The sequence below is a fragment of the Pontitalea aquivivens genome (assembly GCF_046507575.1).
Lineage (GTDB): Bacteria > Pseudomonadota > Alphaproteobacteria > Rhodobacterales > Rhodobacteraceae > Pontitalea > Pontitalea aquivivens.
Window position 1 is genome coordinate 1 of the sequence record NZ_JBKFEY010000024.1, and the last position, 17,456, is coordinate 17,456.

The 17,456-nt window shown below is 64.1% G+C and carries 27 protein-coding genes; 14 read left to right on the forward strand and 13 right to left on the reverse strand.

The window, feature by feature from the left end:
* Nucleotides 1-101 precede the first annotated feature (101 nt).
* The 10 genes from ACK8OU_RS16640 to ACK8OU_RS16685 are packed head-to-tail and all read right to left on the reverse strand — an operon-like array spanning nucleotide 102 to nucleotide 4,995.
* On the reverse strand, nucleotides 102-1,151 hold the full coding sequence (locus ACK8OU_RS16640; RefSeq protein ID WP_410304537.1) for a tyrosine-type recombinase/integrase: 1,050 nt from the start codon (nucleotides 1,149-1,151) through the stop codon (nucleotides 102-104).
* Nucleotides 1,138-1,329: a hypothetical protein gene (locus ACK8OU_RS16645; protein WP_410304538.1), complete on the reverse strand. Its 192-nt coding sequence runs from the start codon at nucleotides 1,327-1,329 to the stop codon at nucleotides 1,138-1,140. Before ACK8OU_RS16645 ends, ACK8OU_RS16640 begins: the two co-directional genes overlap by 14 nt.
* A complete protein-coding gene (locus ACK8OU_RS16650) occupies nucleotides 1,326-1,475 on the reverse strand; it encodes a hypothetical protein (RefSeq protein WP_410304539.1) in 150 nt (49 codons plus the stop codon). Before ACK8OU_RS16650 ends, ACK8OU_RS16645 begins: the two co-directional genes overlap by 4 nt.
* 35 nt (nucleotides 1,476-1,510) lie before the next feature.
* Complete coding sequence (locus tag ACK8OU_RS16655; protein ID WP_410304540.1) at nucleotides 1,511-1,858, reverse strand: hypothetical protein; 348 nt, start codon at nucleotides 1,856-1,858, stop codon at nucleotides 1,511-1,513.
* On the reverse strand, nucleotides 1,851-3,722 hold the full coding sequence (locus ACK8OU_RS16660; RefSeq protein ID WP_410304541.1) for a ParB/RepB/Spo0J family partition protein: 1,872 nt from the start codon (nucleotides 3,720-3,722) through the stop codon (nucleotides 1,851-1,853). Before ACK8OU_RS16660 ends, ACK8OU_RS16655 begins: the two co-directional genes overlap by 8 nt.
* A 48-nt stretch (nucleotides 3,723-3,770) precedes the next feature.
* Entirely contained in the window at nucleotides 3,771-3,968 is a 198-nt protein-coding gene (locus tag ACK8OU_RS16665; RefSeq protein WP_410304542.1) for a hypothetical protein, read from the reverse strand.
* Nucleotides 3,965-4,237, reverse strand: a complete 273-nt coding sequence (locus tag ACK8OU_RS16670; RefSeq protein ID WP_410304543.1) for a hypothetical protein — start codon at nucleotides 4,235-4,237, stop codon at nucleotides 3,965-3,967. The genes ACK8OU_RS16665 and ACK8OU_RS16670 overlap by 4 nt, the downstream gene beginning before the upstream one ends.
* A gap of 1 nt (nucleotide 4,238) precedes the next feature.
* Nucleotides 4,239-4,406, reverse strand: a complete 168-nt coding sequence (locus tag ACK8OU_RS16675; protein WP_410304544.1) for a hypothetical protein — start codon at nucleotides 4,404-4,406, stop codon at nucleotides 4,239-4,241.
* Nucleotides 4,406-4,666, reverse strand: a complete 261-nt coding sequence (locus ACK8OU_RS16680) for a hypothetical protein (RefSeq protein ID WP_410304545.1) — start codon at nucleotides 4,664-4,666, stop codon at nucleotides 4,406-4,408. The genes ACK8OU_RS16675 and ACK8OU_RS16680 overlap by 1 nt, the downstream gene beginning before the upstream one ends.
* Complete coding sequence (locus ACK8OU_RS16685) at nucleotides 4,663-4,995, reverse strand: hypothetical protein (protein ID WP_410304546.1); 333 nt, start codon at nucleotides 4,993-4,995, stop codon at nucleotides 4,663-4,665. Before ACK8OU_RS16685 ends, ACK8OU_RS16680 begins: the two co-directional genes overlap by 4 nt.
* Nucleotides 4,996-5,246: 251 nt before the next feature.
* On the opposite strand from ACK8OU_RS16685, the gene ACK8OU_RS16690 reads away from it, so the two are divergent.
* Entirely contained in the window at nucleotides 5,247-5,849 is a 603-nt protein-coding gene (locus ACK8OU_RS16690) for a hypothetical protein (protein ID WP_410304547.1), read from the forward strand.
* Nucleotides 5,850-6,017: 168 nt separating this feature from the next.
* On the opposite strand, the gene ACK8OU_RS16695 is transcribed toward ACK8OU_RS16690, so the two are convergent.
* Nucleotides 6,018-6,701 carry a S24 family peptidase gene (locus ACK8OU_RS16695; protein ID WP_410304548.1) on the reverse strand — a complete coding sequence of 228 codons (684 nt, stop codon included), beginning with the start codon at nucleotides 6,699-6,701 and terminating at the stop codon, nucleotides 6,018-6,020.
* 88 nt (nucleotides 6,702-6,789) lie between these two features.
* Here ACK8OU_RS16695 and ACK8OU_RS16700 point away from each other — a divergent pair, with 88 nt between their 5' ends.
* Both ACK8OU_RS16700 and ACK8OU_RS16705 read left to right on the forward strand, forming a co-directional pair.
* Complete coding sequence (locus ACK8OU_RS16700; RefSeq protein ID WP_410304549.1) at nucleotides 6,790-7,029, forward strand: hypothetical protein; 240 nt, start codon at nucleotides 6,790-6,792, stop codon at nucleotides 7,027-7,029.
* Entirely contained in the window at nucleotides 7,029-7,472 is a 444-nt protein-coding gene (locus ACK8OU_RS16705) for a hypothetical protein (protein ID WP_410304550.1), read from the forward strand. The genes ACK8OU_RS16700 and ACK8OU_RS16705 overlap by 1 nt, the downstream gene beginning before the upstream one ends.
* Nucleotides 7,473-7,479: 7 nt before the next feature.
* Here the strand turns inward: ACK8OU_RS16705 and ACK8OU_RS16710 are convergent, their stop codons facing one another.
* Complete coding sequence (locus ACK8OU_RS16710; protein ID WP_410304551.1) at nucleotides 7,480-7,695, reverse strand: hypothetical protein; 216 nt, start codon at nucleotides 7,693-7,695, stop codon at nucleotides 7,480-7,482.
* A gap of 87 nt (nucleotides 7,696-7,782) precedes the next feature.
* On the opposite strand from ACK8OU_RS16710, the gene ACK8OU_RS16715 reads away from it, so the two are divergent.
* Nucleotides 7,783-8,076 (forward strand): hypothetical protein, encoded by a 294-nt coding sequence (locus ACK8OU_RS16715; RefSeq protein ID WP_410304552.1) that lies wholly within the window; start codon nucleotides 7,783-7,785, stop codon nucleotides 8,074-8,076.
* Nucleotides 8,077-8,141: 65 nt separating this feature from the next.
* Here ACK8OU_RS16715 and ACK8OU_RS16720 read toward each other — a convergent pair whose 3' ends face one another.
* On the reverse strand, nucleotides 8,142-8,360 hold the full coding sequence (locus tag ACK8OU_RS16720) for a hypothetical protein (protein WP_410304553.1): 219 nt from the start codon (nucleotides 8,358-8,360) through the stop codon (nucleotides 8,142-8,144).
* A gap of 411 nt (nucleotides 8,361-8,771) precedes the next feature.
* Here ACK8OU_RS16720 and ACK8OU_RS16725 point away from each other — a divergent pair, with 411 nt between their 5' ends.
* The 10 genes from ACK8OU_RS16725 to ACK8OU_RS16770 all read left to right on the forward strand — a co-directional run bounded on the left by ACK8OU_RS16725 (nucleotide 8,772) and on the right by ACK8OU_RS16770 (nucleotide 17,454).
* Nucleotides 8,772-9,026 (forward strand): hypothetical protein, encoded by a 255-nt coding sequence (locus ACK8OU_RS16725; RefSeq protein ID WP_410304554.1) that lies wholly within the window; start codon nucleotides 8,772-8,774, stop codon nucleotides 9,024-9,026.
* Nucleotides 9,026-9,274 (forward strand): hypothetical protein, encoded by a 249-nt coding sequence (locus ACK8OU_RS16730; protein ID WP_410304555.1) that lies wholly within the window; start codon nucleotides 9,026-9,028, stop codon nucleotides 9,272-9,274. The genes ACK8OU_RS16725 and ACK8OU_RS16730 overlap by 1 nt, the downstream gene beginning before the upstream one ends.
* Entirely contained in the window at nucleotides 9,268-9,528 is a 261-nt protein-coding gene (locus tag ACK8OU_RS16735) for a hypothetical protein (protein ID WP_410304556.1), read from the forward strand. The genes ACK8OU_RS16730 and ACK8OU_RS16735 overlap by 7 nt, the downstream gene beginning before the upstream one ends.
* Nucleotides 9,525-10,481 (forward strand): hypothetical protein, encoded by a 957-nt coding sequence (locus ACK8OU_RS16740; protein WP_410304557.1) that lies wholly within the window; start codon nucleotides 9,525-9,527, stop codon nucleotides 10,479-10,481. Before ACK8OU_RS16735 ends, ACK8OU_RS16740 begins: the two co-directional genes overlap by 4 nt.
* A gap of 4 nt (nucleotides 10,482-10,485) precedes the next feature.
* A complete protein-coding gene (locus ACK8OU_RS16745; protein ID WP_410304558.1) occupies nucleotides 10,486-11,622 on the forward strand; it encodes a DUF7146 domain-containing protein in 1,137 nt (378 codons plus the stop codon).
* Complete coding sequence (locus ACK8OU_RS16750) at nucleotides 11,619-13,520, forward strand: DNA primase family protein (RefSeq protein ID WP_410304559.1); 1,902 nt, start codon at nucleotides 11,619-11,621, stop codon at nucleotides 13,518-13,520. The genes ACK8OU_RS16745 and ACK8OU_RS16750 overlap by 4 nt, the downstream gene beginning before the upstream one ends.
* A 464-nt stretch (nucleotides 13,521-13,984) precedes the next feature.
* Nucleotides 13,985-14,677: a hypothetical protein gene (locus ACK8OU_RS16755; RefSeq protein ID WP_410304560.1), complete on the forward strand. Its 693-nt coding sequence runs from the start codon at nucleotides 13,985-13,987 to the stop codon at nucleotides 14,675-14,677.
* 114 nt (nucleotides 14,678-14,791) lie between these two features.
* Entirely contained in the window at nucleotides 14,792-15,178 is a 387-nt protein-coding gene (locus tag ACK8OU_RS16760; protein ID WP_410304561.1) for an HNH endonuclease, read from the forward strand.
* 58 nt (nucleotides 15,179-15,236) lie between these two features.
* The gene (locus ACK8OU_RS16765) at nucleotides 15,237-15,761 is read left to right on the forward strand and encodes a hypothetical protein (RefSeq protein ID WP_410304562.1); all 525 of its coding nucleotides are present in this window, start codon (nucleotides 15,237-15,239) and stop codon (nucleotides 15,759-15,761) included.
* 1 nt (nucleotide 15,762) lies between these two features.
* Nucleotides 15,763-17,454: a terminase large subunit domain-containing protein gene (locus ACK8OU_RS16770; RefSeq protein ID WP_410304563.1), complete on the forward strand. Its 1,692-nt coding sequence runs from the start codon at nucleotides 15,763-15,765 to the stop codon at nucleotides 17,452-17,454.
* The last annotated feature ends 2 nt before the right edge of the window (nucleotides 17,455-17,456 follow it).

A 17,456-nucleotide genomic window follows, 5' to 3' on the forward strand; every position in this document is an offset into this window, starting at 1 on the left:
GGTTTTGGGTACCGTAGGTCGGAAGTTCGAATCTTCTCGCCCCGACCATCACTTAGGCGGATAGACAGGTGTCCGTTTTGCAGTTTGTTTTGCAAACCTGTTCACCGTCTGACCCTTTCCAGCTTCGCGAGCAGGCCATCAGACATGCCTGGTGACAGGGCGGCATAGCGTTCGATCACCTCGGATGCATGCTTCAGGCTCCATCCCATATGCACGGCGATTTCCTTCAGATCGGCCCCGGCCCACAGCAGGCGGGTGGCGGCGGTGCCGCGGGCATCATACAGGCGCAGCTCGGGCCGCAGCTTCAGGCGGTCGCGCCATGCGCTGACAGCATCGCCCAGGTAGTTTTCGTGGGTATAGGGTTCGCCGCCCTTGTTCGTGATGATCCTGTCGCCCTGCGTGGCGTCGATCAGGGCGGCCATCCGGGCCGTGACTGGGATCGAGGCCAGCCGCTTGCGCTTGGCGGTCCACATCACGATTCTGCGGCCGCCCGGCGTGGGGTGGATGTGTTCGCGGGACAGGCGTGCCAGATCGCCTGGGCGCAGGCCGGTTTCGCAAGCGGCAACCACGATTCGGGCCACATGGGCGGGGGCGCCGGTTTCGAAGGCCTCAATCTCATCATCCAGCCAGAACACATCGGCGCGGTTCGATCGATAGATGGATTTCATCCGCTGCAGGTGGTTGTGGCGCAAATAGGTGCGGTCCACCGCCCAGCCGACGATCCGCTGCAGGTGGCGCATGCGGTCATCGCCCACCTTGCCGCCGATGTCGTCACGCCACTTCAGCACGATGCCACGGATGCGCGGATCGTCAAATACGGCGCGCGGGCCCGATCCGAACTTTGCGTCGATGCCGTTCTTCGGGTGCTGGATCGATATCCGCATGTCGCGCTGCGTTCGGTCTGCAAGGCGAGTGAAGTCCTGTGACCCCATGAATTCGATGATCAGTTCGCGGAAGAGACCGCGCGCCATTTGCGCCACCGGGCGGGCTGCGGCCAGAGCGGCGAGGTATTCGGGCGACCCGACGCCATAGGACATACCGCTGTTCCAGAACGGGGCGGCGCCGCGTTCGCGGCTGGCATAGTGGTATTCGCGGATCGTGCCGTCGGCGAGCGTGCGGCGGATGCGGTTGATGCCCTTAACCCTGATCATAGCCATTTTCCCGCATCCACCTGTCCACATCTGATTCCGGTCTGGATGCTGGCACGGATGCGGGCGGCTCGACAATCATCGTGACATCGCCACGCTGCAACGTGACGCGCAGGCCAGCCATGGCGAGGCGTTCGGCTTTGCTCACTTGGGCATCGGTGAAGGTGGCGCGCTTTGTCATTTCACCGCGCCCCTACGTTTGTTCGCCTTTCGCGCCGCCTTCACTTTGGCCCGACATTTCTTTGCCTTGGCTGGTTTCTCGCGATTATGTGAGCCCTTCGCGTAGTGCAGGCTTTGATCCTCTGGGGTCATGTTCGCGATCATCATTGCGGCTGTAAGAGCGGTGAGTTTTCGGGGCTCCATCAGGAATCCTCCCCGGCGTTGTCGGTGGTCATGCGCGCAGTGTGCATCCCTGCCAGCGCTGCGCGGACTTGCGGCTGCGCGTCGGATTCGCGCAGCCACTGGTGGGTGATCCCCACGCCGCCCGGCATGATCGCGCGCAGCATGGCTCCGCCGCCCATCTCGACCTGCACGGCGGCGGCGTAGCCCCAGCGGATGCCGTCCAGGATCGCGCCGTTGAACAGATCCTGCCGGCTGCCTGCGGCAAGATCGTCGCCGATTTCTGCCAGCAGATCGGCGGCTTCATCCACGCCATAGTGCCTTATCCCCTTAAGAACGGCGACAATGTGGGCTTTCAGCTGGTCACGCATCAGCGGTCTCCTTCGTTCCGATGGCGGGGGTGATCGTTTCGGGCGTGCGCAGCTGCGGGGGCAGCCATGCGTCCACGCGGGCGGTCTGTTCGCGCGACATGCCAAGGGTCTCGCGGAAGTCGGCGCTGTTGAACAGGTCATGCAGGCGCGAGGCCTTTTCCGCCTTCTTGAGGTTGCGGAAGGGCAAGGACGGTTCGGTCAGTTCCTCGGGCACCAGCTGCGCCCAGATGTCATCCAGCATGCCGCCCGGCATCCGGCTGAAGAAGTTGGCTGCCGTGGGCGTCCAGACGCTGCGGGCCGTCACGCCAAGGCTGGCCGCAAGTTCGCGCCCGAAGGCCGCGTTCGCCGCCTGGAAGGTGCGGGCGAGGGCAGCGGTGATCGCCGCGTTGCGCGCCTTCTTGCCCTCGGTCTGGATCGCCTGCAACAGGTCCAGCGTGGGTTCCGCAGTGCGGTCATAGCCGGGGATTGCCTGGGCCAGCCGGTCGCTGACGCGCACGCCGTCATCGGTCTTGGCGGGTTCGATGGCCGGTTCTGACGGTGCCAGTGCCAGCGGGCGGTTGTAGGTCAGGCCGCGCGTCAGCGACATGGCCAGCAGATCCAGCATCAGTTCCGGCCGGTCCAGCAGCGCCGTTTGCAAGGCGAGCGTGCCGATGGCGTTCAGATCCTGGCGCAGGCTGTCGCTGATGGTTTCGGGCTTGGATGTCGTGCCTGCATCGGGTTCCTGGCCGTCCGCCGCATCGGCAGCGCGGAAAGCGTCCTCGCGGCGCAGGGCGCCGTCACGATCGACGAAAATGAAGAGGGTCGCGGCGGCGCGGTCTTCGTCGCTGTAATCGCCGCGCTGGCGGTCTTCCAGTTCGTCCAGGCGGCGCAGTTCGACATCGGTCAGCTCGCGGTCCTCGGCGGCGTCTGACAGCGCGTCATATTCCGCCTGATCGCCGGGCGGCAGATCAACGGCATGGCGGCGCAGGCGTTCGCCCGCCTTCAGCATCACTTCATGGTTCGGCCATGGCTCTGCGAAGGCCACGACCTTTGCCCAGCCTTCGGCCGCGATTTCGGCGCGAACCTCTTCCAGGCGGCGGGCAAAGAGATCGTCCAGGATGCCCGGGTCCAGCAGGACGGTGCTGTCAGAAAACAGGTCAGCCTGAATGCGCCCGCCCGAGGCGCTGTAAAGGTCGATGCCCACGAAGACCGCGCGGCGGTCATTCACGGGCACGGCCTGCGGGCGCAGCGCGTTGCGGATGGCATCGGGGCCCATGCGCCCGTAGCCGTTCTGTCGGGCGATGATAGTGGGTAGCAACGTCAGGACGTGCTTGTCATCCTCGGCCACAGTCAGGGCGGCGGCCTGGTCAAGGCTGATGTCGCCCGTGCGCAGGGCGTCCAGAGCAGGTTCGGGCAGGATGGCCAGCCGCAGGCGCCCAAGGACGTGCTGTTCGCGCACGGCAAAGGCGCGGGCGATCTGGTTTGGGCTGGCGCCCTTGGCGCGCATCGTGCTGTAGGCCCGCACCTCATCCGCAGGGTTCAATGCCGCGCGGGCAGTGTTTTCGGTACCGGCCCATTCGGCGGCGGTGGCGGCATCCGCGGTGATCCGCACCGGGATTGCCATGTCAGGATCGGTGTCGCGGTAAAGCTGCCAGAGCGCGCGCAGGCGGCGACCCCCGGCGACGATGCCGATCTTCACCGATTGCAGGTCGTTGGCGTCGGCATACCCCGCCTCGAAATCCTTGAACCCCATGAGGTTCTGCAACAGGCCCGCCTGCTGGATCGACTGCGCCAGCAGGTCAATCTCCAGCGGCGGCGGTTCGCTGCGGCTGTTCAGTGAGTGGATGTAGAGCCGCGAAAGCGGGATCAGTTCGATGTCGGACATGAGTCAAATCCATTTGGAGGGGTGGCGGTTGGCTGCGGCGCGACAGGCCTAGCGGTTGGCTGGGTTCGTGGTGGCGCGGGCCTGTCGTTCTTCGGCCTCGGCGCGGTGTTTGGCGCAGGCCCACAGGTAGCCCCGGCGTCGTTCAGGTAGGTCGCGGATCAGTCCGGGCAGACGGAAGCCGAAGGGCGCGGGCGTGGCGCCGCAGATCCCGCAGGGGTGATCTGATTTCGGTGCCTGCGCGGTCATTGCAGAGGGCCTGTGGCGGCGTCGGGTTCATCCTCGGGCGGCCAGCCGACCCAGCCGGGGCCGACGTGTTCGCAAAGGGTGGTGGCGATCATCCGCGCCTCGGCCTCGGATCGCACCTCGATCACCACGGTCCAGCCGGTGTATTTCTCGGTCTCATCCTCGGAAAACAGCGCGCCGGTATGTTCGCCCACTGACCATTGGCGCGGGTTTTCGTCCGCCACCGGAATGCACAGAATGGCGATGTCGTCTTCTTCGATCTGGTTTTCCATGTCAGTCCCTGTCGGTGTTGAGGCCGTGCAGCTGTTCCAGGCGGTCACGGGTTTCGCGGGTGGCCTCGATGTTCTGGGCCACGGCATCAACGGCTGCGCTGAGCGGCCATCCGGTGGCCCTGATCATGCTGCGCACCATTGCGCGCAGCCGGGCGTCTGTGAGTGCCATCACAGGAACCATTTGATCGGATCGATCCAGATCAACAGCACGGTCCAGGTGACCCCGCAGGCAGTCGCGACGGCGGCGGTCCAATGGCTGCGGCGGTAGGATTCAAGCGCCGCGCGGCGGTCCAGTTCGGCCTGCGGCACGATCGGGGGCAGATGCGCTGACCGATGGGGCATGGGCCGCGCCGGGGCGTGCAGGTCACAGGCACGGGCATCGGCCTGGCGCGCCATCCGGGCGCGTTCGTAGTCGATCCAGTCGCTCATGCCGCATCCTCGGGCGTGTCGCCGCCATGCAGGATGCGGGCGATGTGGCGGCGCATGCGGGCGGCGGCTTCGGGCGACATGACGCCAAGTCCGTCCCCGGCGATCTGGCCGATGCTGCGGAAGAAATCGCCGGTCGCGGCATGGCTGTGGGCCGGCGGTTCGGCGGCTACCAGATAGGCCGGCGTCAAGCGTTCCAGGTGCAGCGTCATCCCGCGCGCCGCGGCAGCGCTAGCCCACGCATGTTGCAGGTCGGCGGCGGGCGGCATCGCGGATGCGTGGGTCACGTCGAGCAGCGCGCGCGACGGGGAGGGGCAGGGCTTGGTATGCATGAGTGCCTCCTATCGGGGTTGATAGGGGTCACAATAAGCGGTAATAAAACCGCAGTCAAGCTAAACGCGGTAGGAAAACCGCAAAACGATTTGCGCCGCCCGCTGCGTTCGGGCAGAATCACCCGGCGGGATAGCTGGCGCGTGGTGCTGCTGGCATGAAAAAGCCCCGCCTGGGCGGGTGGCGGTTCGGCTGGACGTTCGGCGCCGCGCCGGTTCTGATGGGATGGCGACAAGGGAGATTGAGAATGGGTTTGAAGGATCTGGTGCTTTTGCCGGTCGGATTGCAGGTCGCGTTAGGGGCTGGCTATCTGGCCTATATGATTGCCTATGCCGGGCTTCGCCGGGGGCATTCGGCGGTGGATGCCGTGTTCATATCGTTCGCTTTTGGCATTCCCGCGCTTTTCACCTTCGATTTTCTGGCGCAGGTTCATGTGGCGTTGGGGGTAGCGTTTGGGGCTGCGGCGTCGATCGTGGCGGGCGTGGTCTGGCGCAGTGGTTTGCGTTGCGGCTGGGGCTGGCTGATGGAAGATCTGGGCGTCCATGGCGAGGACGGCGCGGCCACCTCCTGGGACACGCTGATCCAGCGGCGCGACCTTAAGGTGAATCAGGTGAGCGTTCGGACAAAAGACGGGCGCACTCTTTTCATGAATGAGCGCCACGACTATCTGGATGGCCCGCACAAGGGGCTCATCCTTGGGGGCGACGGATCTGTGGTGATGGTGGTCGAGGAGGAGCGCCTTCCCGGCGCCACTGGCGAAGACCGGAAGGCGCAGGGAATGCGCACCGAAAACGGCGTTCGGCTAAGTTATATCCCCGCGTCTGAAATCGCCCAGGTCAACATGCGGGTCTTGTAATCATTCCTTCGGGTCAGGCTTTCCGCCTTGCCCGCGATCTGGACTTGCGCCGGGGCTGACGCTGCCATCGATCCGCCGGGGGTCGCCTATCTGCCGCGGTTGCGGCATGGGCTTGGGTGAATTGTCGTCCTTGTTCGCCATTGGATCGCCTTTCTGGTTATGATCTGGTTACGCCCTTTTGCCCATCCAGATCACCTTGCCGATCACCTGGATGTCGGCGCGGGCCATCTCGATCGGCGGATAGATGGCCTTGTTGTCGGAAATGATGCTGACGCTGCCGTTGCCGGCGCGGCCGACGCGCTTGACGTGCAGCGCATCGCCCCAGCGCAGCACGAACAAGCCGTCGAAATCGAGGCTGGTCTTGGTGGTGTCCAGCATCACCACGTCATCATCTTTCAGCGTGGGTTCCATGCTGTCACCCTTGACCCCGATGATTTTCAGGTGGCGAGGGTGCGTGCGGGTGATGCGGTCCAGGTAGCCCGGCGGGAAGGACAGCCGCTCGATCACCTCTTCGCTTTCGATGACGGCACCGTGTCCGGCGCTGGCCCGGATGTCGTAGACGTCGATCATGTTGTCTTCGATCGGCTTGCTTGGTGCTGGCGCGCGCCGCAATGCGTCTTCGGTCTCGCCAATGCCGTGAATTAGCCAAAGCTCAGATACGTCCAGTTCGCGGGCGATCCGCGAGAGGGCGTAGATGTTCGCGCCCGCGGCTTCCTCTCCGGCTTGGACGCGACGGCGCCAGTTGCGGATGCCATCGCGCGACATACCGGCCTGCAACGAAAGTGCGTTGTCGGAGATGCCGAGACGTTCTTCGCAGAGGTCTATGCGTTCGAGGATTTCTTGCAAATTCATGCGGTTATAATCCCGCATCGTTGCGCTCGCCCAAAGCGGTAAGATAACCGTTGACCATGCGATTATTTAACCGCATAAAGGGAGCATGTTGGACATCGACAACCTGATCAAGATCGCGGACGCCTACAAGGCTGTGACGGGCCTCACCGAGGACACCACGGTTTCTTACCGCGTCTTTGGAGACACTAAGAAGCTCGCCGCAATCCGCGGCGGGGCTGATCTCACTACGCGCCGGTATAATGCTGCAATGCATTGGTTCCGTGAAAACTGGCCGGATGGCGCGCCGATGCCCGACCTGTTGATACCTCCGCACAAGGACGTTGCCTGATGTCACCTGAAACCCCTTCTGATCCGTTTGATCGCTACATTTCGCCCGAGCAGTTTGGTGCACTGGCGCATCCCGTGGACGCCGCCATGGCCCGCGCCAGCGCGCGGTGCCTTGTCGGCGTCGGCACGCCGCGTGGCCCTGTGGCTGCCCGGCGAGAATGGTGGGACTTGCTGCGGCGGTCCGAGACGCCGGAACAGCGCCTGACCTGCCAGCGCATGATCGACGCCCTGGGCATTGCCATCGGCCTGCAAGACTGGGCCGAGGGCAGGGCGCTGTGCGAGCGGAACCGGGCCCACGCCGACGCCGCTGCGGCGCACGAGCGTGAGGCCGCGGCGATTGCCGAATGGTCCGGCTTCGGGCGCGTGGAAGAGGTGCGGCCCGACCTTACAAAGCTGATCAGAGCCCGGAACGTCTGCGCCAGTGAGCCTGGGTGCGAGCTGTGACCCGGGCCTATGCTCGCCGGAAGGCCTCGAACAAAGTTTTCGTGGCGGCGGCGGCCTCGGTCTTTTCAAGTTCTTCGAAGTCTTCTTCGATCTTCTTGAACATCGCGAAGAAGCGCGGCCTGCGGTCGGGGTCTTCTGCCGCCAGCAAGACCAGCAATTCGGCGAAGGCGTCTTCCAGCGCTTCGAGGCGAGCGTTTTTCGCCATCGGTTCGTCGTTCTTCATCCATCCCTCCAATCAGGTGCTGTCATGACCCGGAATTTGCGTCTTGTGTCTTCCCGTCATCCTGACGATGCCGCGCCGCGCGGTCAAATGTCCCATGCCAATCGGCGTGACTTGTCGCCCCTGGGCGGGCGTGGGCGGGATGCGCGTGCCGCGCGCCGGATCAGCTGCCCGCCCGTGATCACGCGGCATGAGGCGACGGCTTTCTGGGCCGATCTGGTGGCGCGGCGCTGCGGCACGCGCGAGGCCTGCGCGGTGATGTTCTCGGTCACTTTTCAGACGGCCTGCAACTGGTTCGATGGGTTTTCCTGCCCCACGGGCGACAAGGTGATGATGGCGCAACGCGCCTGGCCGGAAGAATTTTCCAGCGATACGGGGGTGTGACCGTGAGCCTCCTGGTCGCGTTTGACACTTCGGCAGTCGAGGCCGTCCTTTCGGAGGCGGTCTCTCTATTTGCCAAAACGAAGGCGGCGGATTGTGTCCCGGAGGCTGTCGATGCTTTCCTGAGCGCTGTCGAGACCGGCGAGGAGGTCCTCTTTGTCCAGGCTAACGATGGCTTTGCATTTTCCGCAGGTAAATGCGTCATTCGCCTTCACCCATCCGACGGTCTGACGCGCGCTGTTGCCGCACTGCGGGCACGCAATGTCTAAGGTGTGCTTGTCAAACATGTCTGCCCCGATGCTTGGGGTGCTTGCATGTAGCCATGGGTTTTCCTCCTTCATGGCTGCTGGTGATCGCCGGGTTTTGGCCCAGGTGATCGCATGTGGTGCCGCTTTGGTGCGGAGCGGTGTCGCAATCGGAGGCGGTTCGCGGGAACGAATCGCCTCCAACCCCACGATCTGGGCCGTTTGCGCCTGGGCAGTCAACATGTTGACACGGTCTTTGCGCGGTTTCGCACGCGCGCTGAGAGGCCCTGTAGTCAGTTCGGAGAATGATGGTGTCTGCGTCCCGCAACGACTGCCAGTCGCGGGGCAACCTGCCGTCCACGCTGTGGCGTGGAGCGGCCCTTGGCGCGGCGGCTGCGGCTTTAGGTTCCGCGCCGTCGCGTCCTTTTTGTGATTTCGCCTGAGGAACGTCGCATGACCGGGAAGGAGACAATGACGGTTCGGATCGAGATGGCCGATGCCATGCAGGTGGTTGAAGATCTGGCGGCGGCGCTGACCGCCCGGCCGGATCTGCGCGACTGGGCGCAGGCGCAGGCGGATGCCATGGCGCTGGGGAAGGATCTGATCGGCGAGATGAGAATGCAGGATGGGGTTGCCATTGCACCGCCGTCGCAACGCCTGCTGGATTTCCGCGACCTGGTGCTGGCCCGTGCTGCGGTGGTGATGTGATGGCGCGCACAAGATCCGCTTTGACCGACATGCAGCTGCTGGAAATCCTCGATCTGATGGATCGGCATGGAATGACCGCGCTGCAGGTGGCGCCCCGCTATGGCAAGACGCGAAACGCCATCATCGGCCTGCGCCACCGGATATTGACCGATCTGGCGGCTTCCGAGGTGGGTGCGGCCGCGATGAAGCCGGAAAACCGTGACGGTGGGATGCCTGCCGATTGGTGGCGAAAGCGGGTGGCATGCTGATGGCCGCCGCGCGGGCAGAGGCGGTGCGTGAGGCGCTGCGCGTGTCGCTGCCAGTGGGCGACCTGTGGGCGACGGTTCTGGTCGCCGAAAGCTGCGCGCAGGTGATCTGGCATCGGTTTGCGCCGGACGGTGCGCCGATCGGCGGGCGGGCGCTGATGAACGAATTTCTGACCGAAGGTCACGGCGATCAGCTGCGGGCGCTGGCAGTGGCGGTCGATCAGGCGGTGGCATCCTTGAAACGGGGGAGTAAATGACAAAGGAATTTGACCAGGGCGCGGCTGATCAAGGAACTTCGATCCCGCTGCACATGCTGAATGACCTGATGGATCGTTGCGAGGCGGCGATCACGTTGCAAGCTGATCGATTTATCGCTCTGCGGTCGATCGTGAGTTTCATCGCTGAACACCGCCTCCTGTGCGGCGTTCGTGTTCAGATTGACCTTGAAGACGGATCTGACGCGGTTGAGTTCGAGCTCGTGGATCGGCGGCCCGATGCAGCGCCACTGTTCGTTCGCAACGCGCCCGGAAAACCTTGTCGTGCGGCTGATCCAGTCGCGAATGAGCCGGATGCCGAAGCCGCAGCGCATAAGGCGGACAGCGGTGCGGATGCGGCGGACATTCCAGACCAGGACGCTGTTCAGCCGCAGGCGCCCAAGGCGGCCGTCGTCCCGTCTGGCGGTCTTGTGACCGGGCCTTTGAGCGATGAGGAAAAGCAGACGATCTGGCAGATGGTCGATCAGGGCAGCGGGGCGGCTGAGATCGCCGCCAAGCTTCGGCGGCGCGTGCAGACGGTGGCCTTGCTTCTGAACCGTGCAGAGGCTCGCAACGCGCAGCCGGCGCCGCAAGTGTCAAGAAATGCTGAACAGTTGCGCGAGACCAACGCCGCCGCGCAAGCGCCCGTCAAGGCCGCTGTTTCCCCCGCGCCGAAGCCGGTTGAGGACCGCGTGGTGCGCCCCGCGTGGTGGCATGAGGTCAGCGCCGTGCTGGATGCCGTAGGGCACAAGGGCGGCTGGACGTCGGCGCGCGATCTGGAACTGGTCGAGGAGGCCACCAAGGGCACGCCCTGGGAAATCATTGCCGATCAGCTGGGCATCGAGAAGCGCGAGGCAAAGTCCCGTTTTATCGCATTGACCCCGGACGGCGTGAGCTTCGAGAAGCAGTCGCGCCTGATCGAGGTGCTGCGGTCCATCGTCGCCGCGCAGGTGTGATGCAATGTGGCAGGGCTGGCGCGACGATCCGCGTCTGGCAGAGGCGCAGGCGATGGACATGGCCAGCGTGGTGGACCGGCTGGAACTGTCCGGCCTGTCGCGCGCGGGCTCCGAGCTGATCGGGCCATGTCCGCGCTGCGGTGGGCGTGATCGGTTCGGCATCAATCTGCGGGACAATGTGTTCCTGTGCCGCCGCTGCGATGGCAAGGGCGGCGTGATCAATCTGGTGATGTTCGTCCGCGAGATCGGGTTCCGTGAGACGCTGGACTGGCTCTGCGGCCCGGCCGAGGGGATCAGCCCCGAGGAACGGCGCGAACGTGAGCGCCGCGCCGCCGAGAACCGCCGTCGCAATGAGGAGCGATCTGCCCGTGAGCGTGCACGGGCGCTGCGCGAGGCGCGTGACCTGTGGCAACAGGCGCTGCCCGCCCAGGGCAGTCCGGTGCATGATTATCTGGCGGCGCGAGGCATCGCCCAGGCCAACTATCCATCCCTGCCGCGCAGCCTGCGGTTTCATCCGGCGCTTGCCCTGATGGTGCAGGTCGATCGGCAATGGGTCGAGGCGCATCGGGGCCCGGCCATGCTGGCGGCCATCCAGGGGCCGGACGGGAAGTTTCAGGGGCTGCACCGCACATGGTTCGACCTCGATCGGCCGAAGGGGAAGGCGCATGTGCTGCATCCGGTTTCTGGCGAACCATTGAAGGTCAAGAAATCGCTTGGGTCGGTCAAGGGCGGCGCGATCCGGTTCACACCGCCTGCGCCGGTCATGATCATGGGCGAGGGGATCGAAACCACGCTGACCGCGTTGCTGGCCGACACGCCCCCGGGGGCGGCCTATTGGGCGGGCATCAGCCTTGGAAACATGGCCGGGCAGCGCAGGCTTGGGCAGGGCCTGAAGTTCGCGGGCATCCCCGATCTGGGCGACAACCAAGCCTTTGTGCCGCCGCCCGGGGTGGAGCGGCTGATCTATGTGATGGACGGGGACAGTGAACCGCGGCTGACGCGGGCGCATCTGCTGTCCGGCCTGCGCCGGGCCATGGCGCTGCGCCCCGGTTTGAAGGGGCAGATCGTTCACGCCGGGGACGGCGTGGATCTGAATGACGTGCTGATGGGCGCGGGGGGCGAATGCCCCGCACCCCAATGACAAAGACAGAGGTTGAAATGGTAGACAGCAATCTTGACCAGGTGCGCGCCGTGATGGCGCAGCCAGAAGACGTGGACTTGCCCGAGGATCTGGCAACTGAGGCGGCAACGCTGGTGCATGACGATGATGGCGCCGCTGACGATGGTCGGCCGGATGGATGGCCCGGTTTCGATGGCGAGGGTGATCCAGGCGCCCCCGCACCCCCACCAGATGATGGTGGCGATCTTCCCGCCGCAGCGCGCTGTGTTCATATGCCGTTGAATGACCACGGCAACGGACAGCGCCTGGTCGAACATTTCGGCCCTGATCTGGAGCATGTCGCCCGCGTCGGGTGGTTTGTCTGGGCGGAAACGAGGTTTGAGAGTGATCCGGACGGAATCGCCGTGCGGCGGCTTGCCCACCGGATGACCGAGCTTATCGAGGCAGAGGTGGAATACCTGCCGATCCCGGAGAAGGATCTTGCGATCCTGTCCGAGGCGGAAATTGCACAGGCGGAACTGGATGAGTTGGGGGCGATACCGGCGAAGGACCGCAGCCCTGATCAGATCCAGATCATGGCCGCGCATGCGCAGCTGATCCGCCAGGCGCAGGACATAAAGGACCGGCGCGACAAGGCCGTTGGCCGCCGCCTGACCCATGCCAAGAACGCTGGCAATTCGAACGGGATCAACAACATGATGTCCGAGGCATCGGCGATCATTGCGCGACCGCTGGATGATTTCGATGCAGATCCGCTGGTGATCAACACCGAAGGCGGTGTCCTGCGGTTCTGGACAGAGCCGGGCGTCGATGAGGGCGACATGCACGCGCCGCCGCCTGTGGCCAAGGTGGAACGGCTTGATCATGACCGAACGCAACTGTTGACCAAGGTCATGCCTGTGGGGCTGAACCCGAAGGCAACGTGCCCGCAGTTCACGGCATTTCTGGACAGGATCATGCCGTCGCGCGAGATGCAGCAGTTCCTGCAGCGCTGGTTTGGCTATTCGATGACCGGGCTGAACGTCGAGCAGGTCTTCGCCTTCTTTTATGGCGGCGGTGCCAACGGCAAGTCCGTCCTGGTCGATCTGATGGCCAAGATCTTTGGCGACTATGCCGCCTCGGCCAAGATCGAGTCCATCACCGGGCGCAACAGGCGCGGCGGCGGGGACGCTACGCCGGACCTGGTGCCGCTGATCGGGGCGCGGTTTGTCCGCACCTCGGAGCCGGATCAGGGCCAGCAGCTGCAGGAGGGGTTGATCAAGGAGCTGACCGGGGGCGAACCGATCATGGTTCGGTCACTGAATGAGAACTTTGTTCGGGTCTATCCCTTCTTCAAGTTGACGATCAGCGGGAACCATCGCCCTGAAATCAGGGGCGGGGATGACGGCATATGGCGCCGCGTCCTTCTGGTGCCGTTCGAGGTGCAGATCCCGAAGGATGAGCGCGATCCGGACCTTGGCAAGAAGCTGTGGGAAGAGCGCGACGGCATCTTCAACTGGCTGATCGAGGGATTGAAACAATACCTGTCCCACGGCCTGATGATACCGGACAGGGTGATCTCTGCCACGGATGAATACCGCGAAGACAGTGACCCGCTGGCGAGCTTCCTGACCCAGATATGCGCGGTCACTGGCGACACAGCGCACCAGATGAAGGCGCGTGACCTGCAGCAGGCCTTTGCCTTCTGGCTGGATGAGACAGGGCGCGGGGCGTGGAAGGACCGCACCATCTTCAACAGCCTGTCGGCCAAGCAGGGGAAGTGGCGAAGTCCTGTCAGTGGGCAGATGTTCACGCGGGTCAAGTCGTCAGACGCATATTACGCCGGCATCGCCCTGCTTGAGCCCTTCAAGAGCCGGTTCGAAAACCATCAGTCGTTCCAATCTGGTCGCAATGCGAGGCCGCACGATGACCTGTCCTAACGCCGCCCCGCACCCCTCTTTCGCATGTTCACGGGACGTGTGGGACGTGCGGGCCATCGGAATGGGACGTCGTCCCGTGACTAGGGGTACGGGGGAAGGTTTGCGAAATCAGTGGCTTGAACAGCGTCACGGGACGTGTGGGACGTGTGGGACGACAACGCGCGGGTGCGCGTGTGTATTGATCTGTAGCGGGGTCTGGGGTGGTGGCTTCTCATGATACGCGTGGCATCGTCGTCCCACACGTCCCACACGTCCCATGATCCGCGCAAGGCGTTGTTATTACATGCGTTTCAATTTCGGGACCGGCTCTTCTGTCGTCCCGTAAAATTATCCGGTCGTCCCACACGTCCCATAGAAGAACAAGCGAAAACAAGATGAGGTTTCCAATGAGGGTAGGGCAACAAAATATGGTAAGTGGTGGCAAAGCTCTGCGGTTAAAAGAATTGGACCAGCGTACGCCGACCGTGATTGACACGGCAGCGGGTGCTGTGCGGCGGATGAAAGAGGCGGAACGGGTCGCCGCGATTATCGAGGGGGCTGCCCCGCCGGATGGAACCGGGGCAGCGGTTGCCCCGGCGCGTGGGCCGGTTCTGGTGCGGGAAAACTGGGTTGTTGGTCGGGGCGGCACGCGTCGGCTGGACGGGGTCCACCTGCGTGACATGACCCAGCCCGAGATCATGGTCGCGCAGGCCCTGCAGCGCCATCGTGCGCGGCAAGAGGCTACGGGTGATGATGTTCCCTTTGTTCCTCCCTTCACGCCCGGTCAGATCGCCGTCGCGCGTGCCTATCGCGACCTGGTGGAATGGCGGGCCGGGTCGGGGATGAAGTGCATCTCGGTCGAAACCGGGCAGGGCGGTGGTGGCGCTGGGTCTGGCCTGTTCATCGACAGCTACATCCAGCAGGGCCGCTGGCTTGATCGGTTGCGCGCCAGGGTGGGTGCTGGCGTGATCATGGATGTGCGCCGCCACATGGATCGGGGCAACACCCGCCGCCCGATCCGAGCGCTGATCGCGGTTGATTCGCTTTTGCTCGATGGTCAAGACCTGTCAGCTATCCTGAAGAACCACCGCTGGCAGGTGGACGGGAAGAACCGAAAGGCCCTGCGCATTGGGATTTGCGAGGCTTTGGACCGGATGCAGGGATATTCCGAAAAATAGGGTATTGACGCTTATCCCCGCGCCGTGCATGTTTCTTGCCATCATCTACAGTTGCGCCCGCAGGTCACCAGACCGGCGGGCGCACTGCATTTGGCCCTCAACTCAGGTGGAACCATGGCGCGTCTGAAGATGCTGCGCGACGGCACGCATCGGCTGCCGTCGCTGGTCGGCTATCTGCAATCGGGCGCACGGGAACATGATCGGGCGCGCAAGGCGGCCAACCCTCTACGGGCACTTTATGGCACGGCGCGATGGCAGCGGCTGCGCTGGCAGGTGCTGGTGCGCGATCTGTTCACCTGTCGCCGATGTGGTGGCGCGCATGCGGATACGTCGCAGCTGGTCGCGGACCATATCCGCCCGCATCGCGGGGATGTGGATCTCTTCTGGGATGAGGGCAACCTGCAATGCCTGTGCAAGCGGTGCCATGACGGCGCCAAGCAGCGGGCCGAAGCGCAAACGCGGGGCATCGACCTGTCGGCGCGGAGGGGAGGGGGGGTCTGATCTCTACCGACCCCCTCGGCGCTAGACCGGTGCTGTCCCTCATCTGGAGATTTTTTTCGTGGGCGACCCGCAAAATCATGACGATGTGATCGGGTTCACCCTCTGGGGCGATCCGGTCTATCGGGTAAAGCGCAAGCGTGGCCGTCCGCCGTTTGAGTGGACGGAAGAAAACTCTTTTAAAGTCAGCATGTTGCTGGCTTGCGGCTGGTCGAATGATCGGATCGCCGGCACGATACTGGACCCGCGCACCGGGTTGAAGATCAGCGTGCCGACGTTGAAACGGTATTTTAGATCCGAGCTGGCGGTGCGCGACCAGGCGCGCGACCAGCTGAAGGCACGGCAGCTACTGACGGCGGCGCAGGCAGCCTTTGCCGGTAACGTGGGCGCGATGCGGTTGCTTGAACAGTTGGTCGAGAAAAACGACCGCATGGAAGCCGAGCGCGAGGTCAAGAAGGCCACCCAAGCCCCGGCCGCCGCGGATCGCCTCGGCAAGAAGGCCCTGGACAAGGCCAAGGCGGCCGATGCGGAACGGGCGCTGCTAGAGCAGCTGACACGAGAGGCCGACCGCAGTGGTCGCCAGTAGCATGTTGCCCGGCATGCCCCGCTTTGCCTGCCCTGACTGGTGGGACAGGTTGCAGGCGGGCTTGCCGCCGATGGCCGAGGTGCCGCTGAACGAGGAGCGGGCCGCGAAGGCGCTGGCATTCTTCAGCCGGCTTCGGCTACAGGACGTGCCCGGAAACCCGTCCATGGCGGAAGCCTGCGGCGATTGGTTCAAAGATCTTCTTTGCGCCTTCATCGCATCGGAGGATCCCGAGACCTACCAGCCGCTGGTCTGGGAAGCACTGTGCATGGTGCCGAAGAAGAATTCCAAATCCACCTATGTGGCGGGGCTGGGGTTGACGGCGCTGTATATGGAAGATGCCCCGAACCGGCAGATGCTGCTGGTGGGGCCGTCGCAGAACGTCAGCGAACGGTGCTTTGACCAGGCGCAGGGCATGGTGCGGCTCGATCCGCTGCTGCAGCAGCTGTTCCAGATTCAGGATCACCTGAAAACGGTGACGCGGCGCAAGACCGGCACAAAGCTGGAAGTGAAGACGTTCGACACCTCGATCGTTACGGGCGAGATCCCGGTGCTGACAATTATCGACGAACTGCACGAGCTGGGAAAGAAGGCCAAGGCCGCCGCTGTCATGCAGCAGATCCGGGGCGGTGGGATCACCAAGCAACGCGGGCGCGTGCTGATGATCACCACCCAGTCGGACGAAGCGCCGGCGGGGATCTGGAAGATCGAGCTGGAGAAAGCGCGGGCGATCAGAGACGGCCAGGGCGGGCGCAACCCGATCATGCTGCCGATGCTGTATGAGTTCCCGGCCGAGCTGCAGCGGCAGTCCGATTATTGGCGGGATCGCAAACACTGGCACATGGTGTTGCCGAACCTGGGGCTTTCGATCGACGAACAGGCGCTGGTCGATGACTGGGAAAACAACGGCAGGGTGACGAAGCACACCGAGCAGATCTGGGCCAGCCAGCATCTGAACATCGAGATCGGCGTGGGCCTGTCGGCGGGCTGGCTCGGGGCGCAGTATTGGGAAGACTGCATCGAAACGGGTTTGACGCTGGATGAGCTGATCGAGCGGAGCGAAGTCGCCGTCCAGGGCGTGGACGGCGGGGGGCTCGATGACCTTTTCGCCGAGGCCGTGATCGGGCGCTGCCGCGAAACCGGGCGCTGGTTGCACTGGGCACGGGCGTTTGCCCATCCGGAGGTGTTCGATCAGCGTAAAGAGATCGCGGGGCGTCTGCGCAACTTTGTCGAGGACGGTGATCTGATCGAACTCGAAGACAGTGACACGTCAGGTGACGTGTCGCGGGTGGCAGAAACTGCGGCGCGGCTGCTGGCGGCGGGGCTGCTGCCCGAACAGGGCGCGATCGGGGTGGACACGACGAACAGTGCCGCGATCCAGTTCCAGATGTTCAACAAGGGCATCACCTATGAGCAACTGGTGATCGTCGGGCAGGATTGGCGGCTGTCGCCCGCGATCTGGGGCCTTGAGCGGATGCTGAAACAGGGCACGTTCCGGCACTGTGGTCAGGGTCTGATGTCCTGGACGGTGGGCAATGCAAAGCCCGAGATCAAGGGGTCCGCGGTGCGGATCACCAAGGAAGTGGCCGGCAAGGCCAAGATCGATCCGCTGATGGCGACGTTCAACGCTTTCATGCTGATGCTGCGCGACCCGGTTGCCGCCGGTCCCGCCGAATTCGAATATACGGGGATCTGACA